This is a genomic window from Marinobacter sp. M1C, from assembly GCF_023314135.1.
Taxonomy (GTDB): Bacteria; Pseudomonadota; Gammaproteobacteria; order Pseudomonadales; family Oleiphilaceae; genus Marinobacter.
The window spans coordinates 1,597,762-1,623,705 of the sequence record NZ_CP092289.1 but is presented as its reverse complement, the minus strand read 5'-3'; the positions used below and the strand labels follow the sequence as shown (position 1 = coordinate 1,623,705).

General features: G+C 51.9%; 28 protein-coding genes and 1 tRNA gene. 10 read left to right on the top strand and 19 right to left on the bottom strand.

All coding sequences use genetic code 11. The features are described 5' to 3' along the window. The first annotated feature begins 1 nt into the window (after position 1). Positions 2–2,932, top strand: a complete 2,931-nt coding sequence (locus MIH19_RS07765; RefSeq protein ID WP_249008318.1) for an insulinase family protein — start codon at positions 2–4, stop codon at positions 2,930–2,932. A gap of 29 nt (positions 2,933–2,961) precedes the next feature. On the opposite strand, the gene MIH19_RS07760 is transcribed toward MIH19_RS07765, so the two are convergent. Both MIH19_RS07760 and MIH19_RS07755 read right to left on the bottom strand, forming a co-directional pair. Next, a complete protein-coding gene (locus MIH19_RS07760; RefSeq protein ID WP_249008317.1) occupies positions 2,962–3,603 on the bottom strand; it encodes a TIGR04282 family arsenosugar biosynthesis glycosyltransferase in 642 nt (213 codons plus the stop codon). After that, a complete protein-coding gene (locus tag MIH19_RS07755; protein WP_249008316.1) occupies positions 3,593–4,306 on the bottom strand; it encodes a TIGR04283 family arsenosugar biosynthesis glycosyltransferase in 714 nt (237 codons plus the stop codon). Before MIH19_RS07755 ends, MIH19_RS07760 begins: the two co-directional genes overlap by 11 nt. Positions 4,307–4,404: 98 nt before the next feature. On the opposite strand from MIH19_RS07755, the gene MIH19_RS07750 reads away from it, so the two are divergent. After that, positions 4,405–4,481, top strand: a tRNA-Arg gene (locus MIH19_RS07750). Positions 4,482–4,777: 296 nt separating this feature from the next. Here MIH19_RS07750 and MIH19_RS07745 read toward each other — a convergent pair. The 12 genes from MIH19_RS07745 to MIH19_RS07690 all read right to left on the bottom strand — a co-directional run bounded on the left by MIH19_RS07745 (position 4,778) and on the right by MIH19_RS07690 (position 13,720). Continuing rightward, positions 4,778–5,068, bottom strand: a complete 291-nt coding sequence (locus MIH19_RS07745) for a hypothetical protein (RefSeq protein WP_249008315.1) — start codon at positions 5,066–5,068, stop codon at positions 4,778–4,780. Between the two features lie 266 nt (positions 5,069–5,334). Next, positions 5,335–5,796: a hypothetical protein gene (locus MIH19_RS07740; protein WP_249008314.1), complete on the bottom strand. Its 462-nt coding sequence runs from the start codon at positions 5,794–5,796 to the stop codon at positions 5,335–5,337. Positions 5,797–5,868: 72 nt separating this feature from the next. After that, positions 5,869–6,537 (bottom strand): cold shock domain-containing protein, encoded by a 669-nt coding sequence (locus MIH19_RS07735; protein WP_249008313.1) that lies wholly within the window; start codon positions 6,535–6,537, stop codon positions 5,869–5,871. Between the two features lie 131 nt (positions 6,538–6,668). After that, positions 6,669–7,028, bottom strand: coding sequence for a hypothetical protein (locus MIH19_RS07730; protein WP_249008312.1), 360 nt, complete (start codon positions 7,026–7,028; stop codon positions 6,669–6,671). 115 nt (positions 7,029–7,143) lie between these two features. Then, positions 7,144–7,446, bottom strand: coding sequence for a hypothetical protein (locus MIH19_RS07725; protein ID WP_249008311.1), 303 nt, complete (start codon positions 7,444–7,446; stop codon positions 7,144–7,146). A 118-nt stretch (positions 7,447–7,564) separates the two neighbouring features. Next, on the bottom strand, positions 7,565–7,762 hold the full coding sequence (locus MIH19_RS07720; protein ID WP_249008310.1) for a hypothetical protein: 198 nt from the start codon (positions 7,760–7,762) through the stop codon (positions 7,565–7,567). A gap of 553 nt (positions 7,763–8,315) precedes the next feature. Beyond that, positions 8,316–8,519 (bottom strand): ribbon-helix-helix domain-containing protein, encoded by a 204-nt coding sequence (locus MIH19_RS07715; RefSeq protein WP_249008309.1) that lies wholly within the window; start codon positions 8,517–8,519, stop codon positions 8,316–8,318. 172 nt (positions 8,520–8,691) lie between these two features. Next, positions 8,692–11,064: a DNA primase family protein gene (locus MIH19_RS07710; protein ID WP_249008308.1), complete on the bottom strand. Its 2,373-nt coding sequence runs from the start codon at positions 11,062–11,064 to the stop codon at positions 8,692–8,694. Continuing rightward, positions 11,061–11,384, bottom strand: a complete 324-nt coding sequence (locus MIH19_RS07705; protein ID WP_249008307.1) for a helix-turn-helix domain-containing protein — start codon at positions 11,382–11,384, stop codon at positions 11,061–11,063. Before MIH19_RS07705 ends, MIH19_RS07710 begins: the two co-directional genes overlap by 4 nt. 196 nt (positions 11,385–11,580) lie before the next feature. After that, the gene (locus MIH19_RS07700; protein WP_249008306.1) at positions 11,581–11,784 is read right to left on the bottom strand and encodes an AlpA family phage regulatory protein; all 204 of its coding nucleotides are present in this window, start codon (positions 11,782–11,784) and stop codon (positions 11,581–11,583) included. Between the two features lie 80 nt (positions 11,785–11,864). Continuing rightward, entirely contained in the window at positions 11,865–12,347 is a 483-nt protein-coding gene (locus tag MIH19_RS07695) for a hypothetical protein (protein WP_249008305.1), read from the bottom strand. Beyond that, positions 12,344–13,720: a tyrosine-type recombinase/integrase gene (locus MIH19_RS07690; RefSeq protein WP_249008304.1), complete on the bottom strand. Its 1,377-nt coding sequence runs from the start codon at positions 13,718–13,720 to the stop codon at positions 12,344–12,346. Before MIH19_RS07690 ends, MIH19_RS07695 begins: the two co-directional genes overlap by 4 nt. Positions 13,721–14,357: 637 nt before the next feature. Between MIH19_RS07690 and MIH19_RS07685 the strand changes: the two genes are divergently transcribed. The 6 genes from MIH19_RS07685 (at position 14,358) to MIH19_RS07660 (ending at position 19,808) form a co-directional block, all read left to right on the top strand. Then, complete coding sequence (locus MIH19_RS07685) at positions 14,358–15,284, top strand: LysR family transcriptional regulator (protein WP_249008303.1); 927 nt, start codon at positions 14,358–14,360, stop codon at positions 15,282–15,284. Positions 15,285–15,413: 129 nt separating this feature from the next. Further along, positions 15,414–16,445, top strand: a complete 1,032-nt coding sequence (dctP, locus tag MIH19_RS07680) for a TRAP transporter substrate-binding protein DctP (RefSeq protein ID WP_349292905.1) — start codon at positions 15,414–15,416, stop codon at positions 16,443–16,445. 80 nt (positions 16,446–16,525) lie between these two features. After that, positions 16,526–17,017 carry a TRAP transporter small permease gene (locus MIH19_RS07675; RefSeq protein WP_249008301.1) on the top strand — a complete coding sequence of 164 codons (492 nt, stop codon included), beginning with the start codon at positions 16,526–16,528 and terminating at the stop codon, positions 17,015–17,017. Then, positions 17,014–18,291 (top strand): TRAP transporter large permease, encoded by a 1,278-nt coding sequence (locus MIH19_RS07670; protein ID WP_249008300.1) that lies wholly within the window; start codon positions 17,014–17,016, stop codon positions 18,289–18,291. Before MIH19_RS07675 ends, MIH19_RS07670 begins: the two co-directional genes overlap by 4 nt. A gap of 4 nt (positions 18,292–18,295) precedes the next feature. Next, on the top strand, positions 18,296–19,057 hold the full coding sequence (locus MIH19_RS07665; RefSeq protein ID WP_249008299.1) for a M15 family metallopeptidase: 762 nt from the start codon (positions 18,296–18,298) through the stop codon (positions 19,055–19,057). Positions 19,058–19,232: 175 nt separating this feature from the next. Further along, entirely contained in the window at positions 19,233–19,808 is a 576-nt protein-coding gene (locus MIH19_RS07660) for a demethoxyubiquinone hydroxylase family protein (protein WP_249008298.1), read from the top strand. Here MIH19_RS07660 and MIH19_RS07655 read toward each other — a convergent pair. The 4 genes from MIH19_RS07655 to MIH19_RS07640 all read right to left on the bottom strand — a co-directional run bounded on the left by MIH19_RS07655 (position 19,786) and on the right by MIH19_RS07640 (position 23,304). Further along, the gene (locus MIH19_RS07655; RefSeq protein ID WP_249008297.1) at positions 19,786–20,406 is read right to left on the bottom strand and encodes a nucleotidyltransferase family protein; all 621 of its coding nucleotides are present in this window, start codon (positions 20,404–20,406) and stop codon (positions 19,786–19,788) included. The genes MIH19_RS07660 and MIH19_RS07655 overlap by 23 nt on opposite strands. A 1-nt stretch (position 20,407) precedes the next feature. Beyond that, positions 20,408–21,370 carry an XdhC family protein gene (locus MIH19_RS07650; protein WP_249008296.1) on the bottom strand — a complete coding sequence of 321 codons (963 nt, stop codon included), beginning with the start codon at positions 21,368–21,370 and terminating at the stop codon, positions 20,408–20,410. A gap of 70 nt (positions 21,371–21,440) precedes the next feature. Next, positions 21,441–22,106, bottom strand: coding sequence for a DUF2238 domain-containing protein (locus MIH19_RS07645; protein WP_249008295.1), 666 nt, complete (start codon positions 22,104–22,106; stop codon positions 21,441–21,443). 40 nt (positions 22,107–22,146) lie between these two features. Next, the gene (locus MIH19_RS07640; protein ID WP_249008294.1) at positions 22,147–23,304 is read right to left on the bottom strand and encodes an ADP-ribosylglycohydrolase family protein; all 1,158 of its coding nucleotides are present in this window, start codon (positions 23,302–23,304) and stop codon (positions 22,147–22,149) included. Positions 23,305–23,457: 153 nt separating this feature from the next. Here MIH19_RS07640 and MIH19_RS07635 point away from each other — a divergent pair, with 153 nt between their 5' ends. Further along, the gene (locus MIH19_RS07635; RefSeq protein WP_249008293.1) at positions 23,458–24,111 is read left to right on the top strand and encodes a DUF938 domain-containing protein; all 654 of its coding nucleotides are present in this window, start codon (positions 23,458–23,460) and stop codon (positions 24,109–24,111) included. A gap of 442 nt (positions 24,112–24,553) precedes the next feature. Further along, positions 24,554–24,937, top strand: coding sequence for a nucleoside diphosphate kinase regulator (gene rnk / locus MIH19_RS07630; RefSeq protein ID WP_249008292.1), 384 nt, complete (start codon positions 24,554–24,556; stop codon positions 24,935–24,937). A gap of 38 nt (positions 24,938–24,975) precedes the next feature. Here the strand turns inward: rnk and MIH19_RS07625 are convergent, their stop codons facing one another. After that, a complete protein-coding gene (locus MIH19_RS07625; protein WP_249008291.1) occupies positions 24,976–25,857 on the bottom strand; it encodes a LysR substrate-binding domain-containing protein in 882 nt (293 codons plus the stop codon). Between the last annotated feature and the right edge of the window lie 87 nt (positions 25,858–25,944).

Genomic DNA, 25,944 nt, shown 5'->3' with positions numbered 1-25,944 from the left:
AATGACGCCTGCCCTGACGCGCCCATTACGCCGAAACCCATTCTGGCCTGCAGTCCTGACGTTCTTATGTCTGTTAGTCGCCAGTTCATTGAGCCTTGCCGCGCAGGAACCGACGAAAAGCCCCAATGACGCCAACCTGTATCGTTATTTACAATTAGATAACGGCCTGCGAGTGTTACTGGTGTCGGACAAAAGTGCAGACAAGGCCGCCGCGTCTTTGAATGTAGCCGTTGGCAGCGGCGACGACCCCGCCGATCGCGAGGGCCTGTCTCACTTCCTGGAACACATGCTGTTTCTGGGCACCGAAAAATACCCGGAACCCGGCGAGTACCAGCAGTTCATCGCCAGCCACGGAGGCAGCCACAACGCCTTCACCGCGTTTCAGGACACCAACTACTTCTTTGACGTACAATCCGAATTTCTCGAGCCGGCTCTGGACCGTTTCGCCCAGCAGTTCTCCGCACCCCTGTTCACAGCCGAACTGGTAGATCGCGAACGCAACGCCGTGCATTCCGAATACAGCTCCAAACTCAAAGAAGACGGCCGCCGCTTTTTTTCAGTTCGCAAAGCGGTTACGCCTGCCGAGCACGCCTTTCACCAGTTTGCCGTGGGCAACCTGACCACCCTGGAAAATAGCGAACAACGGCCGTTACGTGAAGACCTGGTCACATTCTGGCGTCAGCACTACTCGGCCAACCTGATGAACCTTGCCGTTTACGGACCGCAATCGCTGGATCGCCTGGAACAACTGGTGCGTGGCCGCTTTGAGGCTATCGAAGACCGCAACCTGACACAGAAGCGCCACAGCGCGCCTTTGGTTGATCGTAAGCAACTACCCACAAAAGTGACCGTAGCGTCGCTGAAAGACATCCGCAATATGTCCCTGGTATTCCCTATTGCTTCACAACAGGATCAATACCGTACCAAGCCAGAGCGCTACGTGACCAACCTGTTAGGCCATGAAGGCCCTGGTAGCCTGTTTGACGTGTTGAAACGTGCGGGCCTGACCGAAAGCCTGTCGGCGGGCCTGGGAATGGACACCGGCGATGGCGCCACACTGGAAATCTCCATGGCCCTCACCAAACAAGGTCTGGAGCAACAAAACACCATCCTTCCTCTGGTGTTCGCCTACATCGATAAAGTGCGCAAAGATGGCATCAGCGAGCAACGTTTTGAAGAAATGCGCAAACTGGCCGACATCGATTTCCGTTTTAACGAAAAAAGCGATCCCGTACACCAGGTAATGCGCCTGGCCGGGCAACTGCAACTCTATCCAGCAGCCGACATCCTGCGCGCGCCCTGGTTGATGGAAAGCTACGCCCCCGACCAGTACCGCGAGATTCTTGAGCAACTCACCACCGACAACCTTCTGCTGTTTGTGCTACAACCCGAGCCCGATCTGGGCAAGGCTCGCGCTACGCAGTGGTATAACACCCAGTGGCAACAGGAACCCCTAAGTGCTCAACAATTGAACCAACCTGCCAACGTCGCTCTTGCCAGCCAGCTTGCGCTGCCGCAAGCCAACCCCTTCATACCGGAAAACCTTGCCATGCTCAGTGGCAACACCATGACCCAGCCCGAGCAGTTGCTGAGCGCTGATGGTATTGCGAGTAATAATGGCAACATTGAACTGTGGTACGCCCGCGATACCCACTTCGGCACTCCCAAAGCCAACGTATACCTCAGCCTGCGCACGCCTATGCCGCTGGAGTCCGCCCGCAACGCTGTACTGCTGCGACTGCTAACCGACGCCCTGAATACCAACTTGAACGCCTGGGCCTATTCCGCGCACCTGGCCGGGCTGGATTACAGCATTTACCCCCATCTGCGTGGGTTAACACTGAGAGTGGGTGGCTACAGCGACCAAGCCAACACGCTGCTGGGCCAGATTTTACAACAGGTAGCCAACCCGGAACTGACCCAGCAACGCTTTGACATCGCGCGCCAGAACCTGGTGGACAGCTTGGTGAATGAATCCCGTAATCCTCCCAGTGAACAGATTGCCGACTATATTCAAACCGCACTTCTGCAGGGCGCCTGGCAGACCAAAGACAAGCTAAAAGCTGCTCAAGAAGTCACCCTGAATGACCTTCAAGCCTTCCAGCAACAGCTAATGACCGGCCTGGACCCTGTCATGCTGGTTCACGGCAACCTCAGCGCCGCGTCTGCGCTGAACATGGCCCAACAGGCACGGGCTCTGATCATGGCCGACAGCCAGTACACGAGCGTAGAACGCAGCCGCATACGCCAGATTCCCGCAGGCGAAACACGCGTGAATCTGGACATAAGCCACCCGGATGCCGGCTACACCTTGTACCTGCAAGGTCCGAATAGCAGCCTGGCAGAGCGCGCGCAGTATCGGCTACTAACTCAGATTATCCGCAGCCCGTTCTACGAGAACATTCGCACCCAGCGCCAACTGGGCTACATCGTTTACGCAACATCATTCGAAATGCTGGAAACCCCGGCGCTCGCGTTAGTCGTGCAATCTCCAGACACCAACCCGCAGGCTATTGATGCCGCTGTGGACGAGTTTATGGAAAGCTTCGCCAGTGCCCTGGCAAGTATTGGAAGCAAAGAGTTGGAGCAGGAAAAGCAGGCTGTTATCAGCGGCATACTGGAACAAGACCGCCAGCTGGGCGATATCTCCGGGCGCTTCTGGCAGGAAATTGACCGCGGTAACAGCAACTTTGACTCCCGCGAGCAACTGGTCAAAGCGATTGAAAATGTCAGCCTGGCGCAATTGCAAAGCACTTTCCGCACCGCATTGGAACAACGTGAGCGGGCGTTACTGGTCACTTCGGAAGGCCAGATTGCAGACGTAAGTGCAAACAAAGCCCCAGAAGCAAGCCAGACCGCGCCAGCAAATCGCGGCAACGCAGACGAACAAATGCAAAAACTCAGAGCCCAGCCGCCAGTCACCGAGGGATAACGGCTCTTGAAACAACAGAGGCAGCGATTTCAGCCAACAAACTCACGCTGAAATCGCTGCCAGTCTTCAGCTTCATCCACATCCCAGCGCATGGGTAACAAGCCAACGCTCAACCCCGCACTTTCCAGTTTTTCACAGGTTTGCCGCAAAACATGCTCGCTACCCCAGCGAATGCCATCCAACATGCCAGGCACTACCTTACGCGCGCCAATCAACACATAGCCCCCGTCTTCCGACGGCCCCAACACCACATCAACGTGAATCAGCTTTTCAGCGGCCAGACGAACATGAGCTGCATCCACTGACGGGCAATCACTGCCGACAATTATGGCGTATTTATGACTATGCAGAGCACCACACAAAGCCGCGGCCATGCGATCACCAAGGTTGCCATCGCTCTGAAAACGCTGCTGTACACATTGCCCTTGCAACCTTTTCATCACTTCAGCGGCTTCTGGCGGGGGCGCACGATCACAGTCCCACCAGAGCTGCAGCGGAAAAGCCGTCGCCAGCAAATTATCCAGCACCGCCAAGGTTAACTCACAGTGCGCCGCCAGAGCCCCCTGCTCGCCCAGTGCGGGTATTAAACGGGTTTTTACCTTGCCAGCTTCAGGCCATTTGGCGAACTGCATGACCAGTGGCTGGTCAGAGTTGTTTTCATTATTGGGCATTACGCACATCCAATCGGTAGGCTTGGGCCAAAGACTCGGCAGACTCACCGCGCCAATATCGCCAGCGCAGCCGCCACATCAGCACAATCGTTGCCCAGGCGCCTTGTTGTTGCCAGCGCCGACTGTCTGTCGTTACCGGGCTTGGCACGCAGAAAGGACGCGACACATCGCGTAAACGCCGCGACAACTCAATATCTTCCATTAACGGCTGGAGTGCAAAACCGCCCAGGGTTTCAAAGGTATCGCGGCGTACAAACATCGCCTGATCGCCGGTACAAATACCGGTCAACCGCGAACGCTTATTCATAAACCAGGAAATCACACGAAACAGCGGCCGCGAGCCACTTAAACGTACATCGAATCGCCCCCACACGTTCGGCGTTGGCAAAAATGCTTGCAATTGCTGCACGGCATCCGCAGGCAACATCGTATCCGCATGCAAAAATAACAACACGTCACCCTGGGCAACCGCAGCACCGGCATTCATCTGTGCCGACCGACCCAACTCCGCACTCACCAACTGGTCACACACAAGCCGGGCCAAGTCTTGCGTACCATCGGTGCTGCCGCCATCCGCCACAATCACCTCGTGGCCTTGGGCCTGAAGCAACTGCAGCGACTGCAACAAAGCCCCAATCGCAGTAGCCTCATTCCATACCGGCACAATCACACTCAGCCTTACATCCGCTTTCAAATCCGTCATTAAAGTATTAATCGCGCCGCTTCCAAGAATAAACAACCCGCGCAAGGCCTTGAGCCACGCGCCTCAGCCCGTTATCATACCGCCCTTCTTGGCATTATGCCTTCGTAGCTCATCTGGATAGAGCGTCCCCCTCCTAAGGGGAAGGTAGCAGGTTCGAGTCCTGCCGAGGGCACCATTTTATTCGTTATAATGCAATAACTTACAGACAAAACGGCTGCAAGAAAACTGACCTTAATATGTCACCTTAAAAATATGTGACCAATATGTTACCGGAACTGCCATTTCTTAAACTGCTCACATGCAGTGCCTAGCGGTTGCTTTTTTCTGAGTCTTAGTTTTTGGCCTGTCTGGTGTCAGGGCGGCTGTTTACTTTCGAAGATAAGCGGGATTCAAAAGACACGACACAACCTCCGAAACCTTCCGGCATAGCAAACCCTTTAAGTAGCGGGTGTGTTTAGTTTAGGTTGCTCGTCAGAGTTTGTTGTGGCAATTATCGCAGAACAGCAGGTTATCCGGCATTTCAGCCTGGCAATGCTTGCAATTGATTCGAGCGCCGGTAGTTATCGTTGGTGCATCATCCGTTTTTGGCCGAGTCATTGTTTCCCAAAAAACCACTACCAACAAAGCGACTATGCCTATAGCACCAATAACCACAACGTAGACGCCATAGGCCACAGCAAGTGCCACCGCAACGCCAATCAGCCAAGGCGCAAGAACCAAGGCGATTATCACCAGTACAACAAGTATCGCGATCTGAATCATGGCTAATGCCCACCTGTACATGTGTGTAACTTTCTCGGCTTAGACTGCTCAAAACCGATAGGTGTTAGCCCTGGGGAACAGCATCAATATTAACGTTACCGTTGTTACCCACCTAGACAACGTGATGCCCAGCACTGTCGTCACAGGCTGCAATGAGTGCCTCAAGTTGCGATTTGGTGGGCGACGAATTCAAGTTCATTCGGTTCTCCTCGTTTTAACGCTTGCAGCAGGGGCACAACGTCAGGAGCGTCCCTTGCCTGCACTTGTTAAGCAAATTTAAAGATTAACTGACCAATTAAAGCCCCATACCCCCAAACAAGGGTACCAAGTGCCAGCGTACATGCTTCTAGCGCCAGAACGCGCTTTTTCAGTAATTTGAGAGATCCATCTATCTCAGATTGCGTTTTTTTGACCTGATCGGCTTCACCTGCGTTCATTGCTTGACGGATAAGCCCGCCAGTAGGTTCTTCAAGTCTCTCTAATCGAGCAGTAAATTCCTGTATTAAGCGGCTTCTCTGCCCGTCGATCTTTCCCGATAAGTCTCGCCAAGCGACGAAAACACCTAGAATCACCACTAATGAACCGGACCGTTCGAAATGCTGCCAGTTTTGAAACGATATGCTGGCAACTGCTCCGAAGACCAGCAAAAGTATAATCGCCGAACAGACCCGAAGTTCTATTTTGAACTGCGGATAGGGCCTTCGAAGTTTCTTCAATTCTTCTTCCATGGCAACCTGCTTAACGCTGAACGAAGCGGCGGCTGAAAGCCGTCCACCTTCCGTGACTTGTTAAATGGCTGCTTAGGTCAACCATTGATATAAACCTAAACTACCCAAAGCAGGTAGTACCAAAAGGATGGCCAAAACACCAAGGCAACCGCCGCCGCTGTTTCGCGTATGAACATGCTTCTGCCTTGGGTTGTCGCTTAACCACTGCAGATGGCAAGGCCGACAATAAAGCTTCATAAACCCGTTGTTCCAGGCTTGAATTGTGCGCGAGTCATGCTCCGCTACCTTCCGGCAACGCGAACAATAAAAAGACTTACCCTTTGGCTTTTTTTGACGATTTAAAATGAAAAACGCAATGACGACCGGAACGCCAAAGAACCAAGAGCTCTCTATTGAGTTGGTGCGATAAAATTCATAGCCAACAACAGCAAGCGAGGCGACCACAGCCAGAATAGAGATGTAGTCAACGAAGTTTTTCTGCGGCGGATCGGTGCGGATAGGGAGTTTATTTTTTGTAGAGTGTGAACCCTCAGCGACAGCCCCCTCAATAACGACACCTTTTGCTTTTAGCCTTTTTTGAGAATCACGCATTGACTCATAAAGCACACTGTCGCCAGTGCGAGGCCGACGAAGGCCAGATTTGACACTGGATATATGGAAAAAAACTTGTTCAGAGCCATCATCGGGCTGGATGAACCCAAAACCCTTATCGTCTTTCCATTGGGTGACTTTGCCTTTCATAAACTCCAGCTACTCCTTGCTAGGATTTCAGCCATTTAACGCTTGCTGCATGCGCGCCCTTGGAATGGAGCCAAAGGCTCAATGGAAAGGGCATCGCCGTGCCTGCATTCGTTATGGGCAGCGAGGCACGGCTACATGCATTCACGCCCGTTTGAAAACAGGTTGGAGGTACCGCAATTAACCAACCAGCGCCGCAGACCTGTGTTCAGATTCTGTTGCCAGTGCGCAACCTTTGAATTTACCTGGGCATCACTCAGCGGAAAGCTACTTGGCGCGTTACCGACCCAATAATGTACTTGGCATATTGGCTTTCCAGCACATGCATCGACAACAGCAAACCGGTATACATCCTCGTTTTCAGCTTCTGAGCTATCAACGGCGACGAAGACCATCACTCCTGAACGACCTTTTATCTCATACCCCTCGCCCGCATGTGCGGCAAAAGATAGGCAGATTGCTATTGCAGTTAAAGCTCCAAAGACAAATTTCATATTCGCGTTTCCTTCAGTGATTACCTGTATACCTCAGTCCCTACTGAGCCCATAACGTGAAGTTAAGCTGCGTGCGTAAACACGTCCGGCGGAGGCCCAAAGGGCCGGAGCGAACTTACGCACCTTCATTATTTCGACATTTATAAATTTCAAAATTACTGCCAACTGCATCATTCTGAGAAAGAATTGATATCGGCGTTGATGAGATCATTTTGTAAGAGTCGCCATTGTTTCTTACTACGGATTTTTGAATATAGGTTGAAGTATTATATGGAGCAGTCTCTAAATATTGCATTTTTATAAATTGACATTTATCCGTATTATTTACAGCTCGAACTTCGAGCATTTCTTTAGTTGGCTTTGACACACAGGCTGTTAAGAAAATAGCTGCCGCGCACAATAATATTACAGCTTTCATCTAACTTTCCTTCAATGGAGATGGTGGTGAAAAATCGGGCGGAATATAATTCCGGAAACAGCGACGACGAAGCTGTTAGGTCCAAATATGGACGCCTCCCTTGTTTACTGCGTGGCAACTAAAGAAGGCCATTATTTTTACGAATACTGTCCCGATACTCAGTGGCAGCCTCTTTGCCACCTCTAGAATATGCGGCTTTTTCTTCTTTGTTGCACTGCTGACAGTATGAACGACCAGTCTTGTTGCCATAGTCGTACTCACTCATGCGATACCATTTGTTGCAGATCGAACAAGATTTTCCTTCAGTTGAGGGCATAAATTCTCCTTACTATGGGCAGCACTTGAGCTGCACGCACGAAAATATAATAGTGATTGGCCCGCGTTCCGCGAGATTACAGCAAAGGGCGTTCCACATGAATCTGCAGCCCTCTTTTCTCCCGAGGCCTAAAATCCGCACATTAAAAGGAGTTTAGCTCATTCCACCCAGTGTCACCAAGTAGTCGTCTGACGTCTCTTTTTCACTCACACCAACGCGCAAATCCTTTACTGGTCCGCTGCGCATTTATGGCCAGCAAACCAAAACTGTTTTTATAGTCGGGAAATTGCATCAAACACAAAAAAACCGACAACGTGGCCGGCTCTTTTACGGTGCTGCGAAATCATCAGATTGTTTGGCTGCTTGGGTGCCTTTTTTTATAAGGTCTGGAAATCACCACCACGCGCGCGCCTAACGTGTACGAAAATCATCACAGCCGCCAGCGGGGTGCCCGCATAATTAGGGTGTCCGCCAGCAGGGTACAGGGCGCTTGCTAGGCGCGCATACTGTCCCATGACAGTGCCTTAGGGTTACCTTTCATGCGGGGCGCTCCCTAGGCGCGCGTACTGTTCTGAAAATCATCAGCCATACATTGTTGCAGCTCACGCTCAATAGCCCGTCTAACGAACTCTGAGCGGTTGCGGTGGCCATGTTTGCCGCCTGAGTGCATCAACTTGTCGATGGTGGCCACGGTGTTGGCTTCTACGCTTACGATTAAGCGGACTGGCTGGCGGAATGTGCGGGGGTTGCTGCTCATGGTGTGGTTCTCATGCTTTCAGGGTGAACAGGGACGGAAGGGTCACGTATTCCTACATTCCCCAATATCCAAAAAAGTAATTATCAGGGTCATACTGAAATACAATAATATCTTTTTTTTCCATTGCGGAATGTCGGGAGAGGCGTCCCTGCCGTCCCTGTTTCCCCTGTTTCTATGAGTAACTTTTAAAATACACAGCTCTTTTGCACTTTATGCCGGTGATATAACGCGTGCCGTCTGATTTCTTACGTTCAAACCCCAGCAGGATTAGGCGATCACCAAACGACCTTTGCGCCAAACGCTTATGAATACCGTTTTCCTCTGCCCAGTCCATATAGGCGTTGAACAACACCAGCGGCTCAACTCTCCCGCCATTGACGTGCTCGCAATCATCATCAACGAACTGCGCTACCTGATCCGCTTCCATCCTCCAACGCTCACGTGCAAGTTGGCAGCTTTCCGGCATCGTAAAGCCAAACGACAACGCATCTGAATATGCATCAAGGGCAAGGCTCAAGATCCCTGGTAATTCCGTCATCAACTTGTCTTTCAGTTGCGGGTCGCAATTACCCATCTCCGGCTTGAACTTGTTGTTGAACTCCACAACGAGCGCACGGCGAAACAACGCGTCTGAAAAGTCCCGCGTGTGTGGCATATGATTCGTACCAAACCAGCAGGTTGAAAAGGGACGCATCACAAACGGATCTTTGAACTTGTGTTCAACGGTTGTGGGTTCGCCGGAGACAATGCCTTTCAAGCTAGCATCATCAATCATTTCCCCCTGCTTTATCTCGGTTACGATGTTGGCCAGCTTGCCGTGTAAGTGCGCCCTCTGAAACGATCGGTCAAACTGTGAGGGTTGCACACCGCCAACGTTATCAACGCCTGCCAGTGCCTCCAGAACAGACAGCAAAACAGATTTACCGTTAGCCCCAGTGCCGACCATGATAATAAATTTCTCATGCCTACAATGAGCCATCAACGTGTAGCCCATCATTTCCAGCAACGACTGAGCCTTGTCGCCGGCATCGGGATCACCAACAAAAACTTCACTCATAAACTGAATGAATCGGGGCGCTTGTGCCTTCGGGTCATACTCAACTGGAATCTGGGTTGTTCGGTAGTATTCCCGATTGTGTGGCATCAGTTGCCACAGGCCATCCATCAAAACCAGTTCGCCGTTCAACGTATTGACGCACTCAGACGGCCCAACATTGAAGGCATGATGGGGACGGAATATTTCGGTTCTGAATAGATCGGCCACGCTATCCACCATGCTCTTTGTAACGTCCTCGGCATTTTCAGCCAGATGGTGCTGTACCCACTGCTTCACCGTTCGATCTTCCTGCTTCTGCCAGACGCCAGTATTCCGCCACTGCCAGACGAACGTGTCAGCCGCCATAATGTCGTCACGACCTATCTCATCAACTAATGAACGGGCAAGCTGTAAATCATCGGTGCCGCCTTCGTCACCAAGGCTGAAACGCTCCGCTTCAGCCATTACGCCGAATGGTGTGCCCGTGGCTGTCTTAATAGCCTGCCGCACCTTGCGCTTGTGAATGGGTGTAAGCGGGATGGTTTCAGTAACCAGCTTATTCACTTCATCGGGGTCTGACGCTTTGGTCAGATTTTGGGCATCAGAAAGTATTTCCGCATACTCACGCGGTGCCCAGCCTTTTGCCCTTGCGCTGGCAATAGCTTCATCCAGTTCCTTGCCTCTGAGCAGGTCGGCGCGCTCCCTTCCGCGCTCTGTTTCAACGCGGCCAGCATAGGGTGCAAAAAACAAACGTATATCGTTATCCTCCCAGCCCTTTGCAACCAGACGACCGGCAACCTTTACCACGCTGGGATGCACCTCATCGCCTGAGCAAATAGCAGCCATCCAGTCGTTTATGTCGGTGTCGTCAAACCCATCAGAAAATGATCCGCTGCCGCCGTCCTCCTTTTGCGCTTTGGTTGTGAGCGTGTGCCGGTGCTGGTTGATCCCTTCCATCGAATCCAGTTCATCCAGCGTGTGGCCTTCCTCTGGATCGTCAAACGTGTGCAGCAAATTATAGGGCGCACCTTCCGGCACTCCGATGTAATAGGATTGCGAAAGGGTCTTGCTCTCATGGGCCAGCACACCGCCTAACATGCCGTTCAAAACTTCGATGTACCGTAACCGCTCGTCAGGACTAACCGGCGCGCTGAGGGGCGTCAGAACGCGCCAGCGAGGGGCGTCAGGTGTGCCGCTAAAGGTTGGGGCGATGACTGCTTTCAGGTTGTGGCTTTCCAGTAGCACAATGGCCTGTTCCGGTGTCATTTCTTCGTTGTCGTAGTCGCCTTCAATGCCGGTGACTTCCAACACGTTGGCATTGTGACGCAAACAATGTTTGTCGGTGCGTAAATCACCAAACCGTGCCAGCTTAATCAGCTTGCAGTCATCTTTTACTATGGCCGCTGGCAAGTCTTGCAGCCATTGGCAGAACTCTGCCCAGCTCTGACACTTGTCGGCTTTTTTCGTACCGGACTTATTCAGCCAGATGGTGTGATGCATTGCGGTCATACGTCACCTCTTGGCATCAGCAAATACTCAGCGACACGATGAAACCGGCCTTCTGAGTCAGCATCTTTGCGCCAGTTGGAAATGATGTTGTACCCATGCTTTCGCAATTCCATGACGCGGGCGGCAGGGTGCATAACATTCAGCAAGTGTCGGGCTTGCAACGTTGTCAGCACACGATGGGTTTGCAGGTAATCCAGAATCCGAGCGCGTTGTGCGGCTGCGGATAGGGGCAACTCCTTGGTGCTTTCGGTGTTATACTGAGCTTCGATAAATTGATTATTTTTTGTGCTCTGGCTGGAAACGGTCGGAGCATTTTTCATTGCGCGCCCCTCCCTACCTTAACCAGATCCGCCAGCGTGACGTATTCACAGTCGTCGATTGTGACGACAGGCAGACTGCCGTCCTTCACGGCATCCCGAACTACCTGGGGGTGGACGTTCGCCGACAGGGCTGCCCAATATAAGGCTAAGCGATACAGGTCGCCAGCGTGATTACTGATCGTGTCAGGGGTGTGGCTCATGCTGCCACCTCACGCTCTTTAGCTTCGAGCCATGTATCTAGCTGTTTCACAGTCCAGCCGACACAGCGCGGGCTGATTCGAATCTTGCGGGGGAAACTGGCATCAGTTTCGGCTAGGTTGTTTAGCTTGGTTCTGCCCATGCCCAGATAGCGGCAAGCGTCAGCGGGGCGAAGAAATGCTTGTTCAGATTGCGGTTGCATTGGTATCACCTATGTTGTTCATGATTGGTGATACCGATAATGTCTCTTACTTCCGAGAGGTTTTCCCCCGTATTAGAAAGCTAATCAGCGGGGGATCTCATCCCCTTGGTGTCCTCCTCCACAGTTTTCTTTGTGGCGATAACTCCCCTCCCCTGCAACTCAGAATTGACGCGATCCGCTACTAGCTCATTTATACTTTCTCCCTGTTTCTTCTGAAACGTACCGGCTTTTATTTTTGCCAATAAATCCTCTTTTGCCAATATTGAGCAAATTCGGCGCTTGAGCCTGTCCATAAGGACTGTATAACTTTGGTGCCGTGTCGTCACTCCGCGCGCCCCATCATTGAGGATATGCGCAATTGCCTTTAGTGCCTCAGAAGGCGGTGCAATACTGCTTTGCATCAAGTTCACCAGCGCGGTCTTATCGCCTGAGTTTATCCACTCGCTAATGGCGTTGAGGTATTGCAGTTTGGGGCTTTTTTCATTGAATGGATCACCACCGAAAAGTGAATCTGTAAACAACGTACCCAATTCTTTTTTCCACTCGTCTGAGACTCCGCTCATACCGCTGCCCTCTTGGCCGTCGCTCGCTTAATGGCGTCACTCACAACGTCTACAGCCTTGTTATGATGCTGCTCGCACACATGGCCGTAGTGTTCCTCAATCATCGCCACTGACTTGTGGCCAGCCTCACGCGCAACCGTAAACAGAGCCTCGCCAGCCGCTAGCCTTGTGCTGATGTAATGGTGCCGAAAAGCGTAGAAAACCAGATCCTCGTCTATACCGCCCAGCTTTTTAACTCGCTTCCATGGCGATCGAGTGGCCATGCTATCCAGCATTTTACCGCCACGTGGTGAAGGGAAAACCAGACCTTCCGCAGGGCGTCCCTGATCCTTCCACCAGTCAGCCATAATCGCTTTGATCCGGTCGTTCAAAAACAGATCAACTTCAGCCGGTTTTTTGCCATGGCGTTGCGCCACTTTGCTTTTTTCGGTGGTTTTGATTAGTCGGCTAAATTGAATGTTTAGCTCCTCCCACGTCAGGCTGCGCAGATCGCCAGTGCGCAATCCGGTATGCAGTGCCAGGTGAGTAAACGGAATAAACCAGTGCGGATAAGTGAAGGCATCAAGATCCGTCAAAAGCGGCTTGCCATGCTTGCGACTGTTGCGCCTGCCCTTGCGGATCTCTTCGGCGTACGCATCAAGGCCAGCCAAAAGACCGCTGATTTCTTGGTCAGTTAAAGGTCGGCGGTTCTTTTTGTCCTCGTCTTTGGTTTTCTCCTGCTTTTCCTGTTCGGTATGTGCAGGTGGCTTTAGTTTGATGCCCACTAAGGGACTCGAACCAAGTACCTCATCTTGCACTGCATGAGCCAATAGGGTTTTAAGTGATCCGAAGGCCCGCTTCATTGTGTCGTGTGCCCTGCCCTTACTTTCGTTGGGCTGCCAGGTGTTCAGGATGTACCGGCGTGTGATGGTGGCCATATCCTTGTCGAGCAAGTCGGCAAAATACAAGTTGATCCGCTGCTCGTTAGCCTTGGCGTTCTGAGGCTTCCACGACTTCATGTAACTGCGGTAATCGTTTTCAAGGTAGTAGCGTAGCGTTCTGCGTTCTGCCTGCTCTGCCTCGCTAAGAGCCTGCTCACGGCGCTGTTTCTTTTCAGTCAGCGGGTCGGCTTCACCGTCCAGCCATGCAATAACTTTTTTGGCTGCATGTTCTGGTAACAATTGCGACAACTTGCCAATGGTGACGGTGCGGCGGGTGCCGGTTGCATCCTCATAGCGGTAACGCCACGAACAACCACGCTTCAATTTAATCAGGTGTAGCCCAGGCTGCATGGTGCAGAACTTAGTTTCACGCTCGACTGCATCGCGCGCAAACGTTGCGGCGGCGGGCTCGGTGATGGATGTTAGCTTGGGTGCAGGATCGCGCTTTGCCATGGGTAACACTCCGGTAACAGATCAAAAATATGTGACCAATATGTTACCAGAAAGCGCGGGATTTAACGAACAACGACGAACAAAAAAAACAACAATCGTTTATTTTCAGTTGCTTACGAATACAAGTAACTGATCACTAAGGGCAAAAATCCCCCTCCTAAGGGGAAGGTAGCAGGTTCGAGTCCTGCCGAGGGCACCATCTTCAGGTAGTCGGTTCGAATTCCCTTATTTCTGACTGTCTTGTACTGATATCAAAAACATGAAAAAACTTTCAACCCCTCCTGAGCTTTAGGTCGCAGATTCTGCTCTTGCCTGAGCAACAGCGAATCGAGGGGCTTGGAACCTGGTTTACGGCCTGGTTAGAGATCTTACCACCCACGGTCCATGGCTCTCCGAATGCTGAAATATTCCGAGATACCAGCGGGAGCCCCTCCAATATAAGCGCCATAGCACCGATCACCTTCTTCCTGAGCCGTTTGCTACAACGTTATGTGTCAGAAGCGATTACTCGCTATTTTTAGGTACAGATGTAATTGTTAAAGGCCTGATGTGGCGCCTGCACGGTGCTGGTTCCTCTAAAGTGCTTCAACAATTTCTGACAGTAACGCGTATCTGAAACCCAAAACAGGCACTTTTTATGCTTAGCCAGCGTGCGTTAACCTACCTAAACGAAGTCATTCGCCGCGGATCCATAAGGCGCGCTGCGGCCTTCTTGAATGTCGATGCTTCCGCCGTTAGCCGTCAATTAAAAGCACTTGAAGAAGAGTTGGATACCCGACTGTGTGAGCGGCACGGGCGTGGAATGCGGGCGACCGCAGCAGGTCAACTACTTGTTCATCATTTCCATACCCAGCGGGCTTCAGAAGAAGCCGTACTTTCCCAACTCATGGCACTTCAAAACTTGGTAAAAGGGGAAGTTCGCATTGCCGTGGGGGAAGGATTTATCGCTGACTTAATTGCCGCACCTTTGGGCACTTTCATGTCGGCTTTTGCAGGTATTAATGTAGAAATCCGCATGGCAGGTGTTAATGATGCGATGTCGCTGCTCAAAGATCGTGAAGTCGATATAGCGCTACTTTATGCACCACCGGTAGATCCACAGTTTTTCTGTCATGTGGAAACGCGCCAGCCACTCGATGTCATCGTGCCTCCTAGTCACCCGCTAACGGAACTGAATCGCCCTGTGACGCTGAATGATCTAAAAAATTGGCCCCTTGCGTTAATGGATAATCCTTTCGGTATGCGACAAATGGTCAATATGGCGGCTCACCAAGAGCGCGTTCACCTTGAAGCTCGCCTACATACAAACTCTGTATCCGTTTTAAAAAATTTCGTCCGTTCAGGAATCGGAGTTACGTTTATGCCGGAGCTCACAGTAATCGATGAAATAAACCGTGGAGAAATTTTCACGCTACCTATGCAATATTCTGTTATGAACGATACCCGAGCGCAGATTGTGAGCCTAAAGGGCCAAGAGTTAACGATAGCGTCAGCCGCCTGTATCGATCATTTACAAAAAGGAATGCGTTTTTTCTCGGCCGACGCACCTCGACTGTTGCAATAAAGTCCACACTTTAGGTATTGCATAGTCAACACTTCAACACCTAATCTTCTGACAGGCATCCCTGATAAATCTGTGTGCTCGCACGTAGTACCTCGCAACTAATGACAATAAAACAGGAAACTTACTATGATGACACCAAAATTTTCACCCAAGCGACTCATTTCAGCTTGCCTAATTGGCTCCGCCTTAATGGCTGGAAATGCCCTTGCAGCAACCAAAATTAATCTGAGCTACAACGGAGCCCCTGACCTAGAAAAGAACGCCGTTCACGTTTTCGCCACTAATCTAAAAGAGTTGGTTGAAGAAAAAACCAACAACCAGCTTGAGCTGGCGCTGTATCCCAACAGTATGCTGGGAGAAGAGCAGGAGCGCATGGAGCAGACTATGAGCACACCGTCGCTCAACGTAGCCTCCTTTGCTGGAGTTTCACCTCTCGTCGACGAAATCTTCGTCAGCGCCATTCCATTCCTGTTCGACGATTTTGCTGCGGCACGTAGCTTTTTCGATGACGGCAAGTATTGGCAGGGAGTCGGCGATGTTCTGCAGGAGCGTGCCGGTATCGATATGTTGGCCGTCGTGGAAGAAGGCGGCTTTTTGGCGTTTACCAACAATAAAAAACCCATCAGCCGCCCTGAAGACTTTCAAGGCCTGCGTTTCCGCGCCATGGACCCGAGCCAGGTTGCGCTCTATGAGGCATTTGGGGCATCCGGCACACCCATCCCCTGGACCGAAACTTATATGGCCCTGCGGACGGGTGTAGCTGACGGCCAAATGAACCCGCCAATGTACATTGCCCTGGCCAGCCTTCATGAAGTGCAAAAATACCTGACTCTTGCGAACATTCAGTACTCCGATCAATTCCTAGTGGGCAATAGCGAGATGATTGCGAATTGGGACGACGAGGTTCGCAACGCCTTTATGGAAGCCGTCGCCGAGGCTAACCATAATGCCCGAAAGCATAATGAGGACCAGGTTGAAAAGCGGATTGCTTTTCTGGAAGAGCAAGGCATGGAAGTTATTCGCCCTTCTGAAGAAGACCTGACTGCTTTTCGCAACATTGGCCAGCCCGCCTATCTTAAATGGCTAAAAGAGCGTGACATTGAGCAACGCTGGATTGATATGGCGCTGAAAGATGCGGGCATGAACGGTCTGGTCGACTAACAACGGTTAATACCTTTGCCACGGCAGAGGGCTGGTGCCTCGCCAGCCCTCTATTTTTTTGTGCTTCATGGAATGCTGCAATGCTCAATAAGCTTCGATCCCGCCTACTGGCTAAAAGCTGTCCGTCCACCCTAACCCTGGCAGGGGTCTTATTATCCCTCAATGTTGCGGCCATTTTGTTTGGCGTTTTTGCACGCTACATAGCGGGTGGCGCCCCCATATGGACAGATGAGCTCTCTCGCTTCTTGATCATAGCCACCGTCATGATCGCGGCTGGTGCGGTCTGGTCGGAAGGAGGCCACATGCGCGTCGGTCTCCTGGAAAAACTGCTTCCAGCTCCATTCGCTCGCTTGCTGAATCTGTATCAATGGCTGCTTACTCTGCTAATAGCCGTGGGTGCAGCATGGGTAAGCTACCGCTATGCGCTATCGGTCAGCATGTTTACCACGTCCGGGCTTGGCATTAGCCGCACTGTGCCACTGCTTTCGTTGCCCTTTGGCTTTTTATTACTGGCGTGGCATATGCTTCTCTACGGACCTGCGCCCCTCAAATCCATAGAGGACCAGATATGATTCTCAGCATGCTGGTTGTTTTTCTTATCCACGTTTTGCTGGGCCTTCCTTTATTCATCGCATTGATTACGACGGCGATAGTCGGTTTTTTGTTTGTCGATCCCTCGATGATTCCACGGATGATGCCTCAGCAGTTTTTTAGCGGTATTAATGTGTTTTCCCTGATGGCTATTCCGCTATTCATCTTCGCCGGTAATCTGATGAACGTCAGTGGGTTAACGGAACGTTTGATGGGGCTGGCACGCCTGATGGTTGGGCACTTACGGGGAGGCATGGGACACGTCAACGTCGTTTCAAGTGTTTTCTTTGCGGGCATTAATGGCTCAGCGGTGGCCGACACGTCGGCACTCGGTTCGCTTTTAGTACCCGCTATGGAGAAGGAAGGATACTCAAGGGCGTTTTCGGCTGGATTGACCGCGGGCAGCTCGTTGATAGGTCCGATCATTCCGCCCAGTATATTTATGATTCTCTACGCCTCACTAACGAACACCTCGGTGGGGGATCTTTTTCTGGCGGGCGTTATACCTGGTCTCTTGCTAGGTGTTGCATTCATGGGAATGAACGCTTGGTATGCCTGGCGCCATCGATTGCCAAAAAGTGGCAAGTTGCCATCGCTCGGCCAGCTTGGAGTAGCGTTTTTAGCGGCCCTACCCGCGCTTATCGCTCCCTTCATTATCGTTGCTGGCATTGTGTTTGGTTTTGTCACCCCTACAGAATCTGGAGCGTTGACAGCACTATATGTCGCTTTGTGCGGTATTTTTCTCGGTGGGTTACGTTTGAAGGAATGCTGGAAAGCTATCGTTGATACGGCACGCCTAACCTCTGCGATTTTTCTGATTATGGCGGCTTCCGCTACGATTAGCTGGCTACTCTCGTATGCTCAGGTTCCAGCGCAATTCGTGTCACTGCTTTCTCCCTATGTGGACAATGGCGTCGTCATTTTATTAATGCTCAGCGTTATCACCTTCTTCACGGGGATGTTTATGGAGGAAGTGTCGGCGTTGATGTTACTAACGCCAGTCTTTGCGCCCGTGGCAATGATGGCAGGAATCGATCCCGTCCATCTGGGTGTCATCATCACTCTGAATATTACGATTGCCTTAATAACACCGCCGTTGGGCGCCTGCGTTTTCGTGGCCGCGGCCGTTAGTCGGCTTGAGATTGTCTCACTGTTCAGAACCATTTGGCCCTTTGTGCTAACGGCTATTGCGGTACTTATTCTACTAATCCTTTTCCCACCGCTAACGCTGTGGCTCCCTACCCTGTTTGGATAAGACAATGCCTTTAAATACACTATTGAATGCCTTGCCATCTATACCCAGTTATTCAGCCCCGTGCTGGGAACAGTTGCGCTGCGCGCCCATTAAAGATAACGGTGAGCGCCTGGTACCGATGAGTCTCGCCCCTGCACCCGTCAAGGTGTTTCCCGCCTACGCTCGGATGGGCATTCCTGGTGCAGTACAGGAGTGTTTTGTGCGTGAAGGTGTCTATCGGGCTCTGCTAGCAGCAGCGCGCAGCTTACCCGACGGTATAGGTATCATCGTTCTGGACGGTTGGCGCCCATGGCAGGTACAGCAGTATTTATTCGATACCCTGCATGAAGCAATCCAACACCAACAACCTAGCCTCAGCGAAGCAGTTCTGCTTGAACAAACAAGAGAATTTGTGTCAGTGCCAAGCCGCGACCCTTTAGCTCCCAGCCCTCACCTCACCGGCGGCGCCGTCGATGTCACGCTATGCGATGCCGATGGTTTGCCTTTAGATATGGGCACTTTGTTTGACGAGGCACTGCCTGCCTCCCACAGCGACTATTTCGAGCAACTGAAAACACTGACGCCGCAGCAACAAAAAGCGCGGGATCATCGCCGCTTGCTTTACCACTCCATGCATCAGCAGGGCTTCACCAACCTACCCAGCGAGTGGTGGCACTACGATTTTGGCGATCAACTATGGGCTTATTATGGAGCCCATGATCACGCCCATTACGGCCCAGCCGAGCTGGACACCATTGAAAATCGCTGGAGTAAACAGCTGGGATAATTGTGTAACGAACACCAGCCCAGTGTAGTTATGAAGTGGTTCAATGATCTCGGACATCAACCAAAATAGAAATATCGCCGCCCATCGCCCAGGTATAAGCGCGTTAATCAAAGTTAAGTCATCGCTCGGCAAGTTTGGTCCGTAATCTTCTAGACCTCAACAAGACTACAGACACATGCCCTCATTACGGATTGATCAGAAGCACAAGGACAATCTCGAGCGAACCGGCATTAGCCGGCAGTTCCAGCAAGAGCTGAGGTGCAGTCACGCAGGCGAAACCGGTGCGGTGTGGATATATCGTGGCATTCTGGCCGCACGGCCGACCGGAGCGTTGCTGGAGTTCGCGAGGGAACACTTGCAGACCGAGCAGCAGCACCTCGGTATGTTCGATGACCTCATTGTTTGTTACCGCCGCAGTCTGATGTTGCCACTATGGCGATTGGCAGGATTTCTAACTGGGTTTCTGCCTTCTCTAGCGGGCAAAAACGCCGTCTTTGCCACCATCGAAGCCGTCGAAACATTTGTTGATCTGCATTATCAGGCCCAGATTCAATCACTCAGCCCGTGCGTTCATCGCGAGGCCGAACGGGCGGTACTGGACCTGTTTGAAACCTGCCGCCTGGATGAAGTGGCACACAGAGATGACGCAGCCCAAAGGCGTACCGGAAAGCCGACAGCCAGCATGAGTCTGTGGACGACCATGGTGGGCGGGGGCTCCCGGAGCGCCGTCAGGTTGGCGCGATTTCTTTAGGTGAAAGATCACGAGGGTAATCAATATCCAATGTCACTCCAGGATCATCAACGTCCACCCAGATGCAGTGTTGGATACGATGTTTAAACAACTCGCGCGCCCCTTCCTCTCCTTTAACCTGTTGCAACTCGGACCAGAAATTTCGGCCAAAGATAACCGGGTGCCCTGCCTGGCCTTTATAACGTGGGCGGACAATGTTTTCCGCTGTCGCGAAAGCGATTAATTTCTGACATGTTGCGGGTGATAACCAAGGCATATCGCCGAGAAAAATCGCTGCCGCAAGACCATCCGCGTTTTGAAGCATCTGCAAGGCATCGGCAAGGCTACTACCCAAACCACAATTGGCATGCGGCGCTCTCAGGATCTGCACTTGTTGTAAGTACGCCTGCGATAACAACGTCTTCGGGTCATCTCCTGCTTTCAGTACCACATACGTATGCGAAAAATTAGGGAGTACGGCAGACAGGGTTTGGCTCAACAAAGTCTCGCCGTCCGCGAAAAGCGTCAGGCGTTTATCAGAACCAAAACGTTGTGAACGGCCTGCGGCCAGCACAATGGCAATGACGTCGCCATTGACCAACCCTGTAGGCCATTCCATATTATTTATCTCGGCCATAATAAATTCGGACAATGTCGGCCATCACGGCTAGCGCGATCTCGGCGGGTGTTTTACTGCCAATATTCAGCCCTATCGGCATGTGAATGCGGGATACCTCCTGTTCGCTAAGCCCTCCCGAGCGGCGCAATCGCTCAGCCCGGGTTGCAGAAGTTTTCTCAGAGCCCATAGCCCCAATATAGAAAGCAGGCGTTTTTACCGCATCAATCATCGCTAAATCGTCAATGCGCGGATCATGGGATAGAGCCACGATCGCTGTTTCAGCATGACAGCCTTGCCGTGCAAGGTATAAAGACGCTAACACCGGCTGAACGTTCACGCCTGGAACATCAAACGTGGACAACATGTCTTCCCTGGGGTCACAAACAACCACTTCAAAACCCAATGTCTTGGCAAAATCCGCACAAGCTACTGACACCGGCGAAATACCCGCAATCACCAGTCGGCGAACCGGGCCAATTCTGACTCGCACAATGGCCCCCGATTTTTCTACTCGGGGGCCTTCGCCCGTGTCCGGCAGAAGGCTGACTTCTGACGTGTCCAGGTTGACTGTTCGTATACAGCGCTGCTGCCCGAGCAACGATTGCTGCAGTTGATACAACTGGTGCTGGTGTTCTTCGGAAGGCGGAAAACGCTCAACCAGAACCTCAAGTACGCCACCGCAAGGAAGCTTTAAACGCTCTTTTTCTGCGTTATTGTCACCGTAACGAATGATCTCGTTGACCGAAGAAAATCTTCCAGCCTGCAGCTGCCCTAAAAAGTCTTCTTCCACACAACCGCCAGAAAGCGACCCCACATGCCGGCCATCTTGACGGGCCACCAGCATGGCTCCCGGAGCACGCGGAGAAGAGCCATAGGTCGCCAATACGGTGCACAGCCAAACAGTGCTCCCGGATTTACTCCAGTTAAAAGCATGATCAATAACGTCAAGATCAAGATGCTGCATGATTACCCTGTTTTCCCGGTTCAACTGCGCCCTTTCGGCTTTGCTGTGTAGGTGTATTCGAACACGGATGCTACTCGTCCCGATTGAACATGCTCGGGTTCCCTTTTACAAAATCCTGTATCCAGCGCTCCAGAAACGATTCGTTCTTGCCGGTTCTGACATACCGATAGCCCAAAATCGAGATAACCAGCGCACCCAGAGTATCTACGATCAGGTCCCACATGGTGTCGGTCAGGCCTGAGGGGTCGCCCAGCATGGGTTTTTGCATATTCAAACCCAATAAGGTGTCCATGGCAAATTCAAAGATTTCCCACAGGGCGCCGATGGCTACGGCGAACAAAAAAGCAAAAAAGGCGACAAAACCGGGGCGCATATGTCGATTAATATCTTCAACTTCGTTCATTACATGAACCAGCAAAAACCCGACAATGCCCAGCAAGAAGCCGGAGCTGGTGTGCAAGGCAATATCCCACCACCAATAACGGGTGTAGTAACCGCGTACCTCCCCCAAAAACAGCGACGCGAACACAAACAGGATGGCAAGAAGCACAAATTCAGGTGGTATGAAAACACGAAAAAAGCGACCAATAACCAGAGGCGCCAGAGTAATAAGCAAAATGCCAATGGTAAGCACCATCGCCAGCCACTGTTGCTGCCAGGTGGCGGCCAGTATTTCGGCGACCAGAATAATCTGGAGAAAAAATGTCAGGCGTCGGTGAATCAGTCGCTTTTGCATGCAAGGCCTTGAAAATTGTGGTTTGGTAACCGCGACCAGATCAATTCACTAGCTGCAGAATTTCCTGATCAATTGCTTGTGCATCTACCAGGTGCGAAAACCACACTTGCTCGCTTTGGCCGCGCAACAAACCCAAAAGAACCCCCAGCACGGCCCCGCGGTGAACATTGTCGCCACCCACGTGGGTGTTGGCCAGCAATGCCTGTTGTGGTTGATCGCGGTAGCGGCATAAAAAGTACAGCAGCGCGGGCCAGGAATCGGAAATATAGCACGCGGGGGATAGCATACGGCCCACCACATCGGAATCTGGGGCCTGCTTTTCAATCGCGGCCAATAACGCTTTGCGCGTACGTGCCGGAACAGATTGCAGTAATTGCTCATTGGCAGGCTGTTCCCCATCAGGCCGCAGCAACAACTTCGCTATCAGGCCTACGTAAGCATCACAGACCAGTGTCAACTCGTCGCTGGGGTGGGTTAGAAACAAGTGCTCTCGACACTGCGCTTGCACTTGTTCTAATGGCAAGCCGTTTAACAGGCTTTGCAGCGCCAGTGGCGCGATGGTGACCAAGCCGCCGACCGATGCGGTGTCGTGGGTTACTGCTCCGCATTTGCGCGGTGGCAATCCCTGAGCGTAGTTGTGAAAAAAGCCGCGATGGTAGGACTCAGCGTAAGTGTCCGGGTGTTGTGGCACGTCGGCTGTCATGAAGTCGATGTAGCGAGCGGCAAAATCGTCCACGCTGTACGCACTGCCTTGCGTTTTTCCGTCATTCTCTGAGCCAATTTCCACACCCTCTGCATGGCCACGACTCTGCTCAGCCTCTGCCAAGGTGCGCATTAGCAGTCTGGCGCAGTGGGCGTTCAGGGTATTGTCACCCGCGGCCATGCCCACATGGTAATGCACGTTCGCGCGGTCCCAGTGTTGGCGACGGCCTTTCAGTATAACGTCGCCAACCACATCTGGCGCCGCCATGGCCGAGGCTTTGCGACCACCCTGAGCGGTAGAGTGCAGCGACATAATAGACGACGGATGCCATTCTGGCGGCGCCTCATAAGCGCTAACGCCGTTTGGAAACGCGGCGAAAATATCGCCCACCCGGTAATACCAGTGCACAGGCATAGCCAAGGAGTCAGCCACAAATGAATTCTGAAGTGCCGCGCGAGCGCGCTCTTGCATCAGCGAAAGCTTGGATGAGGTCATAAAATCAAGTTCCTTCAGTTAAGCGCCATTGCTGTGAAAAAGATAAGTGGCATTGTTGTAGAGTGCGCATAGTGCTTTTACGCCCTTCACCCTGCGATGTATCTTTACACATTGGTCAGATCGCTTTATTTCCAACGTTCACAAGGACACGCCATGCATCCGGAGAAGCCTTTTTCGCAAGCCTGCGAAAACAACAAGGGGCCGATACTCGGCGTACTGCGACAGGTTTTCACAACGCCCGCCACCGTCTTGGAAATTGGCTCTGGGACAGGGCAACACGCGGTGCACTTCGCCACTCACCTGCCCCATATTTATTGGCAAACCAGTGATCATCCCAATCAGTGCTCCAATCATTACCAACTTTGCCAGCCCTGGCTGAACGATGCCAAGCTGCCCAATATTGGAAACCCCGTTGCCTTGAATGTGAGCCAGGAGCCTTGGCCAGTGAAGGCGTTTAATGGTGTATTTTCAGCTAACACCGCCCACATCATGGCCTGGCACGAAGTGGAAGCGATGTTTGCGGGCGTGGGCAAAGGCCTGGCGGATTCAGCCTTATTGGGGAACGAAGAACGCGGGCAGTTCTGTCTTTACGGCCCGTTCAAATACAATGGCGACTTTACCAGCGCCAGCAATCAGAGTTTTGACCAGCACCTTCGAAGCCACGCGGCGCACATGGGCATTCGCAATATTGAGAACTTGATCGAACTGGCACAAAGCCACGGTATGGTTCTAGCGCAAGACCACACCATGCCCGCCAACAATCAGCTGCTGGTGTGGCACACAACCACTAAAACAGAAGCACTTTAAAGCCAATCAAAATGAGCACAACGCCCCCCCAGCAACGGCGAAGGCGTCCATGCTGAGCGCCAGCGCTAGAATAATGAGTTCGATCACAATGTAGACACCTGGATTATTTCGCCGTATTTTGGAGTCGATCGATAAAATACCGATATTTTCCACAAAAACCAGTCACAAATTCAACCGTGCAAGGCTTGTGGAAGTCGGCAAAAGGTTATAGATTGACTGAAAGCCTTTTTAGGCCAATATTTCACTGTTTTCCCGCACAAAAGGCCCTATTGGGAGCAAGTTCTTTCTAAAGTTTAACTATTCGTACTTTCACATCGTCCGCCAGGCCGATGTGAAAGTACGCTTTTGCGTTTCTTACTGTTCGCTGAATCCGCTTTTTTAGCGCCGGGGGCGGCGTTTTATATCTACATTGCTTTACACTTTTTATTTTCTGGAGATTACGATGTCCGAATTGCCAGCGATTTTGGTTGCTGAAGAAGATTTTAACCGCCTGTCTAGCATGATTAAAAAACAGGGCGACTCAGAAACCGTTGCCGCGCTGGATGAAGAGCTCAGCCGTTCAACCCTGGTGCCGTTGGTAAATATGCCCGACACAGTGGTTACCATGAACACGGCGGTGCGTTTTCAAGACGAAGACAGCAAAAAAGAACATCAGTTAACCTTAGTCTACCCCCACGAGATGGGTGACGGCGAAGGTAAAATATCTATTCTGGCCCCCGCTGGCTCGGCGCTGCTGGGTTTGAGCGTGGGCGAATCCATCGAATGGCCTGTGCGCGGTCGCAAAAACCTGCACCTAAAAATCATTTCGGTCCAGCGCCGGAAATAAGCCGGCCCGCGCCGTGATAATCGGCGCCCGGTTATCGCCTAGGCTTTGTTGTGCAAGATGTCAGCAAACGCCTGGGCCGATGGCGACAAAGGCCGGCCACGGAATTTTAATTCACACAGTGACCGGCTCAAATGTTCTGCACCGGGTAACGCCACTTCCTGTAACCGTTCTAGCTCCAGTAATTCGCTGATCACTATCCTGGGCAAGAGCGCAAAACCCATACCGTTGGTAACGCACCGAGCAATACCCTCGTTTGACGCTATCTGCAAGGTGGTTTTCGGTACAACGCCCAAGCTAGCAAGTAAGCGATCGCACACCGAGCGCGTTCCAGACCCCACTTCCCTTTGGATCCAGCAGCCACTGTTCAGTCGCTCCAAGACGCCGTTGCCCTGCGTCCACTCCGTTCCTGCCACCAGCAACAAGCCTTCGTTGCGCCAATGGCGGCTTTCAATCCGGGGGTCTTCCACATCGCCTTCAACGATCGCCAGATCCAACTGGCAATCCAACAACCATTCACTGATTACCTGGGTGTTTGCGACGCGCACGTTCACTTTAATGCCTGGATATCGGCGCGTAAATCCGGCAATCGCCGCCGGCAGCCAATAACCGGCCACGGTGGTACTAGCGCCCAACGTCAGGTTGCCAATGTGTGCGCCTACGCGGGCTTCTATGTCATCCACGGCGGCTTTTTCCAACGCAAAAATACCGCGAGCATGATCAAATACCGCACTACCACCGGCGGTCAGCTGAAGTTTTTGACCATGCTGGCTTTTGCGCGACTGAACACGATCGACCAGCGTCAGCCCCAGCTGACTTTCCAGCTCACGCACGCCCTGAGATACCGCAGGCTGGCTGATGTGCAAAACAGTCGCCGCGCCGGAAAAACTGCCTTCCTGCACCACTGTATAAAAAATCCTCATTAGATGCAGATTCAACACTATAACCTCAGCTTATAAGTATTTAATAAAAGCATATTCGATCACGTCATAACGCGGGCGTAAGGTAGC

Excerpts from the sequence above, each read along its gene's own strand:
- MIH19_RS07635 (WP_249008293.1), top strand. The coding sequence starts at position 23,458 with ATGCATCCGGAGAAGCCTTTTTCGCAAGCCTGCGAAAACAACAAGGGG.
- MIH19_RS07760 (WP_249008317.1), bottom strand. The coding sequence starts at position 3,603 with ATGCCCAATAATGAAAACAACTCTGACCAGCCACTGGTCATGCAGTTC.
- MIH19_RS07650 (WP_249008296.1), bottom strand. The coding sequence starts at position 21,370 with ATGCAGCATCTTGATCTTGACGTTATTGATCATGCTTTTAACTGGAGT.
- MIH19_RS07755 (WP_249008316.1), bottom strand. The coding sequence starts at position 4,306 with ATGACGGATTTGAAAGCGGATGTAAGGCTGAGTGTGATTGTGCCGGTA.
- MIH19_RS07675 (WP_249008301.1), top strand. The coding sequence starts at position 16,526 with ATGCTCAATAAGCTTCGATCCCGCCTACTGGCTAAAAGCTGTCCGTCC.
- MIH19_RS07765 (WP_249008318.1), top strand. The coding sequence starts at position 2 with ATGACGCCTGCCCTGACGCGCCCATTACGCCGAAACCCATTCTGGCCT.
- MIH19_RS07640 (WP_249008294.1), bottom strand. The coding sequence starts at position 23,304 with ATGACCTCATCCAAGCTTTCGCTGATGCAAGAGCGCGCTCGCGCGGCA.
- dctP (WP_349292905.1), top strand. The coding sequence starts at position 15,414 with ATGACACCAAAATTTTCACCCAAGCGACTCATTTCAGCTTGCCTAATT.
- MIH19_RS07735 (WP_249008313.1), bottom strand. The coding sequence starts at position 6,537 with ATGAAAGGCAAAGTCACCCAATGGAAAGACGATAAGGGTTTTGGGTTC.
- MIH19_RS07695 (WP_249008305.1), bottom strand. The coding sequence starts at position 12,347 with ATGAGCGGAGTCTCAGACGAGTGGAAAAAAGAATTGGGTACGTTGTTT.
- MIH19_RS07745 (WP_249008315.1), bottom strand. The coding sequence starts at position 5,068 with ATGATTCAGATCGCGATACTTGTTGTACTGGTGATAATCGCCTTGGTT.
- MIH19_RS07665 (WP_249008299.1), top strand. The coding sequence starts at position 18,296 with ATGCCTTTAAATACACTATTGAATGCCTTGCCATCTATACCCAGTTAT.
- MIH19_RS07645 (WP_249008295.1), bottom strand. The coding sequence starts at position 22,106 with ATGCAAAAGCGACTGATTCACCGACGCCTGACATTTTTTCTCCAGATT.
- MIH19_RS07655 (WP_249008297.1), bottom strand. The coding sequence starts at position 20,406 with ATGGAATGGCCTACAGGGTTGGTCAATGGCGACGTCATTGCCATTGTG.
- MIH19_RS07690 (WP_249008304.1), bottom strand. The coding sequence starts at position 13,720 with ATGGCAAAGCGCGATCCTGCACCCAAGCTAACATCCATCACCGAGCCC.
- MIH19_RS07725 (WP_249008311.1), bottom strand. The coding sequence starts at position 7,446 with ATGAAAGCTGTAATATTATTGTGCGCGGCAGCTATTTTCTTAACAGCC.
- MIH19_RS07720 (WP_249008310.1), bottom strand. The coding sequence starts at position 7,762 with ATGCCCTCAACTGAAGGAAAATCTTGTTCGATCTGCAACAAATGGTAT.
- MIH19_RS07660 (WP_249008298.1), top strand. The coding sequence starts at position 19,233 with ATGCCCTCATTACGGATTGATCAGAAGCACAAGGACAATCTCGAGCGA.
- rnk (WP_249008292.1), top strand. The coding sequence starts at position 24,554 with ATGTCCGAATTGCCAGCGATTTTGGTTGCTGAAGAAGATTTTAACCGC.
- MIH19_RS07715 (WP_249008309.1), bottom strand. The coding sequence starts at position 8,519 with ATGAGCAGCAACCCCCGCACATTCCGCCAGCCAGTCCGCTTAATCGTA.
- MIH19_RS07670 (WP_249008300.1), top strand. The coding sequence starts at position 17,014 with ATGATTCTCAGCATGCTGGTTGTTTTTCTTATCCACGTTTTGCTGGGC.
- MIH19_RS07625 (WP_249008291.1), bottom strand. The coding sequence starts at position 25,857 with ATGAGGATTTTTTATACAGTGGTGCAGGAAGGCAGTTTTTCCGGCGCG.
- MIH19_RS07710 (WP_249008308.1), bottom strand. The coding sequence starts at position 11,064 with ATGACCGCAATGCATCACACCATCTGGCTGAATAAGTCCGGTACGAAA.
- MIH19_RS07730 (WP_249008312.1), bottom strand. The coding sequence starts at position 7,028 with ATGAAATTTGTCTTTGGAGCTTTAACTGCAATAGCAATCTGCCTATCT.
- MIH19_RS07705 (WP_249008307.1), bottom strand. The coding sequence starts at position 11,384 with ATGAAAAATGCTCCGACCGTTTCCAGCCAGAGCACAAAAAATAATCAA.
- MIH19_RS07685 (WP_249008303.1), top strand. The coding sequence starts at position 14,358 with ATGCTTAGCCAGCGTGCGTTAACCTACCTAAACGAAGTCATTCGCCGC.
- MIH19_RS07740 (WP_249008314.1), bottom strand. The coding sequence starts at position 5,796 with ATGGAAGAAGAATTGAAGAAACTTCGAAGGCCCTATCCGCAGTTCAAA.
- MIH19_RS07700 (WP_249008306.1), bottom strand. The coding sequence starts at position 11,784 with ATGCAACCGCAATCTGAACAAGCATTTCTTCGCCCCGCTGACGCTTGC.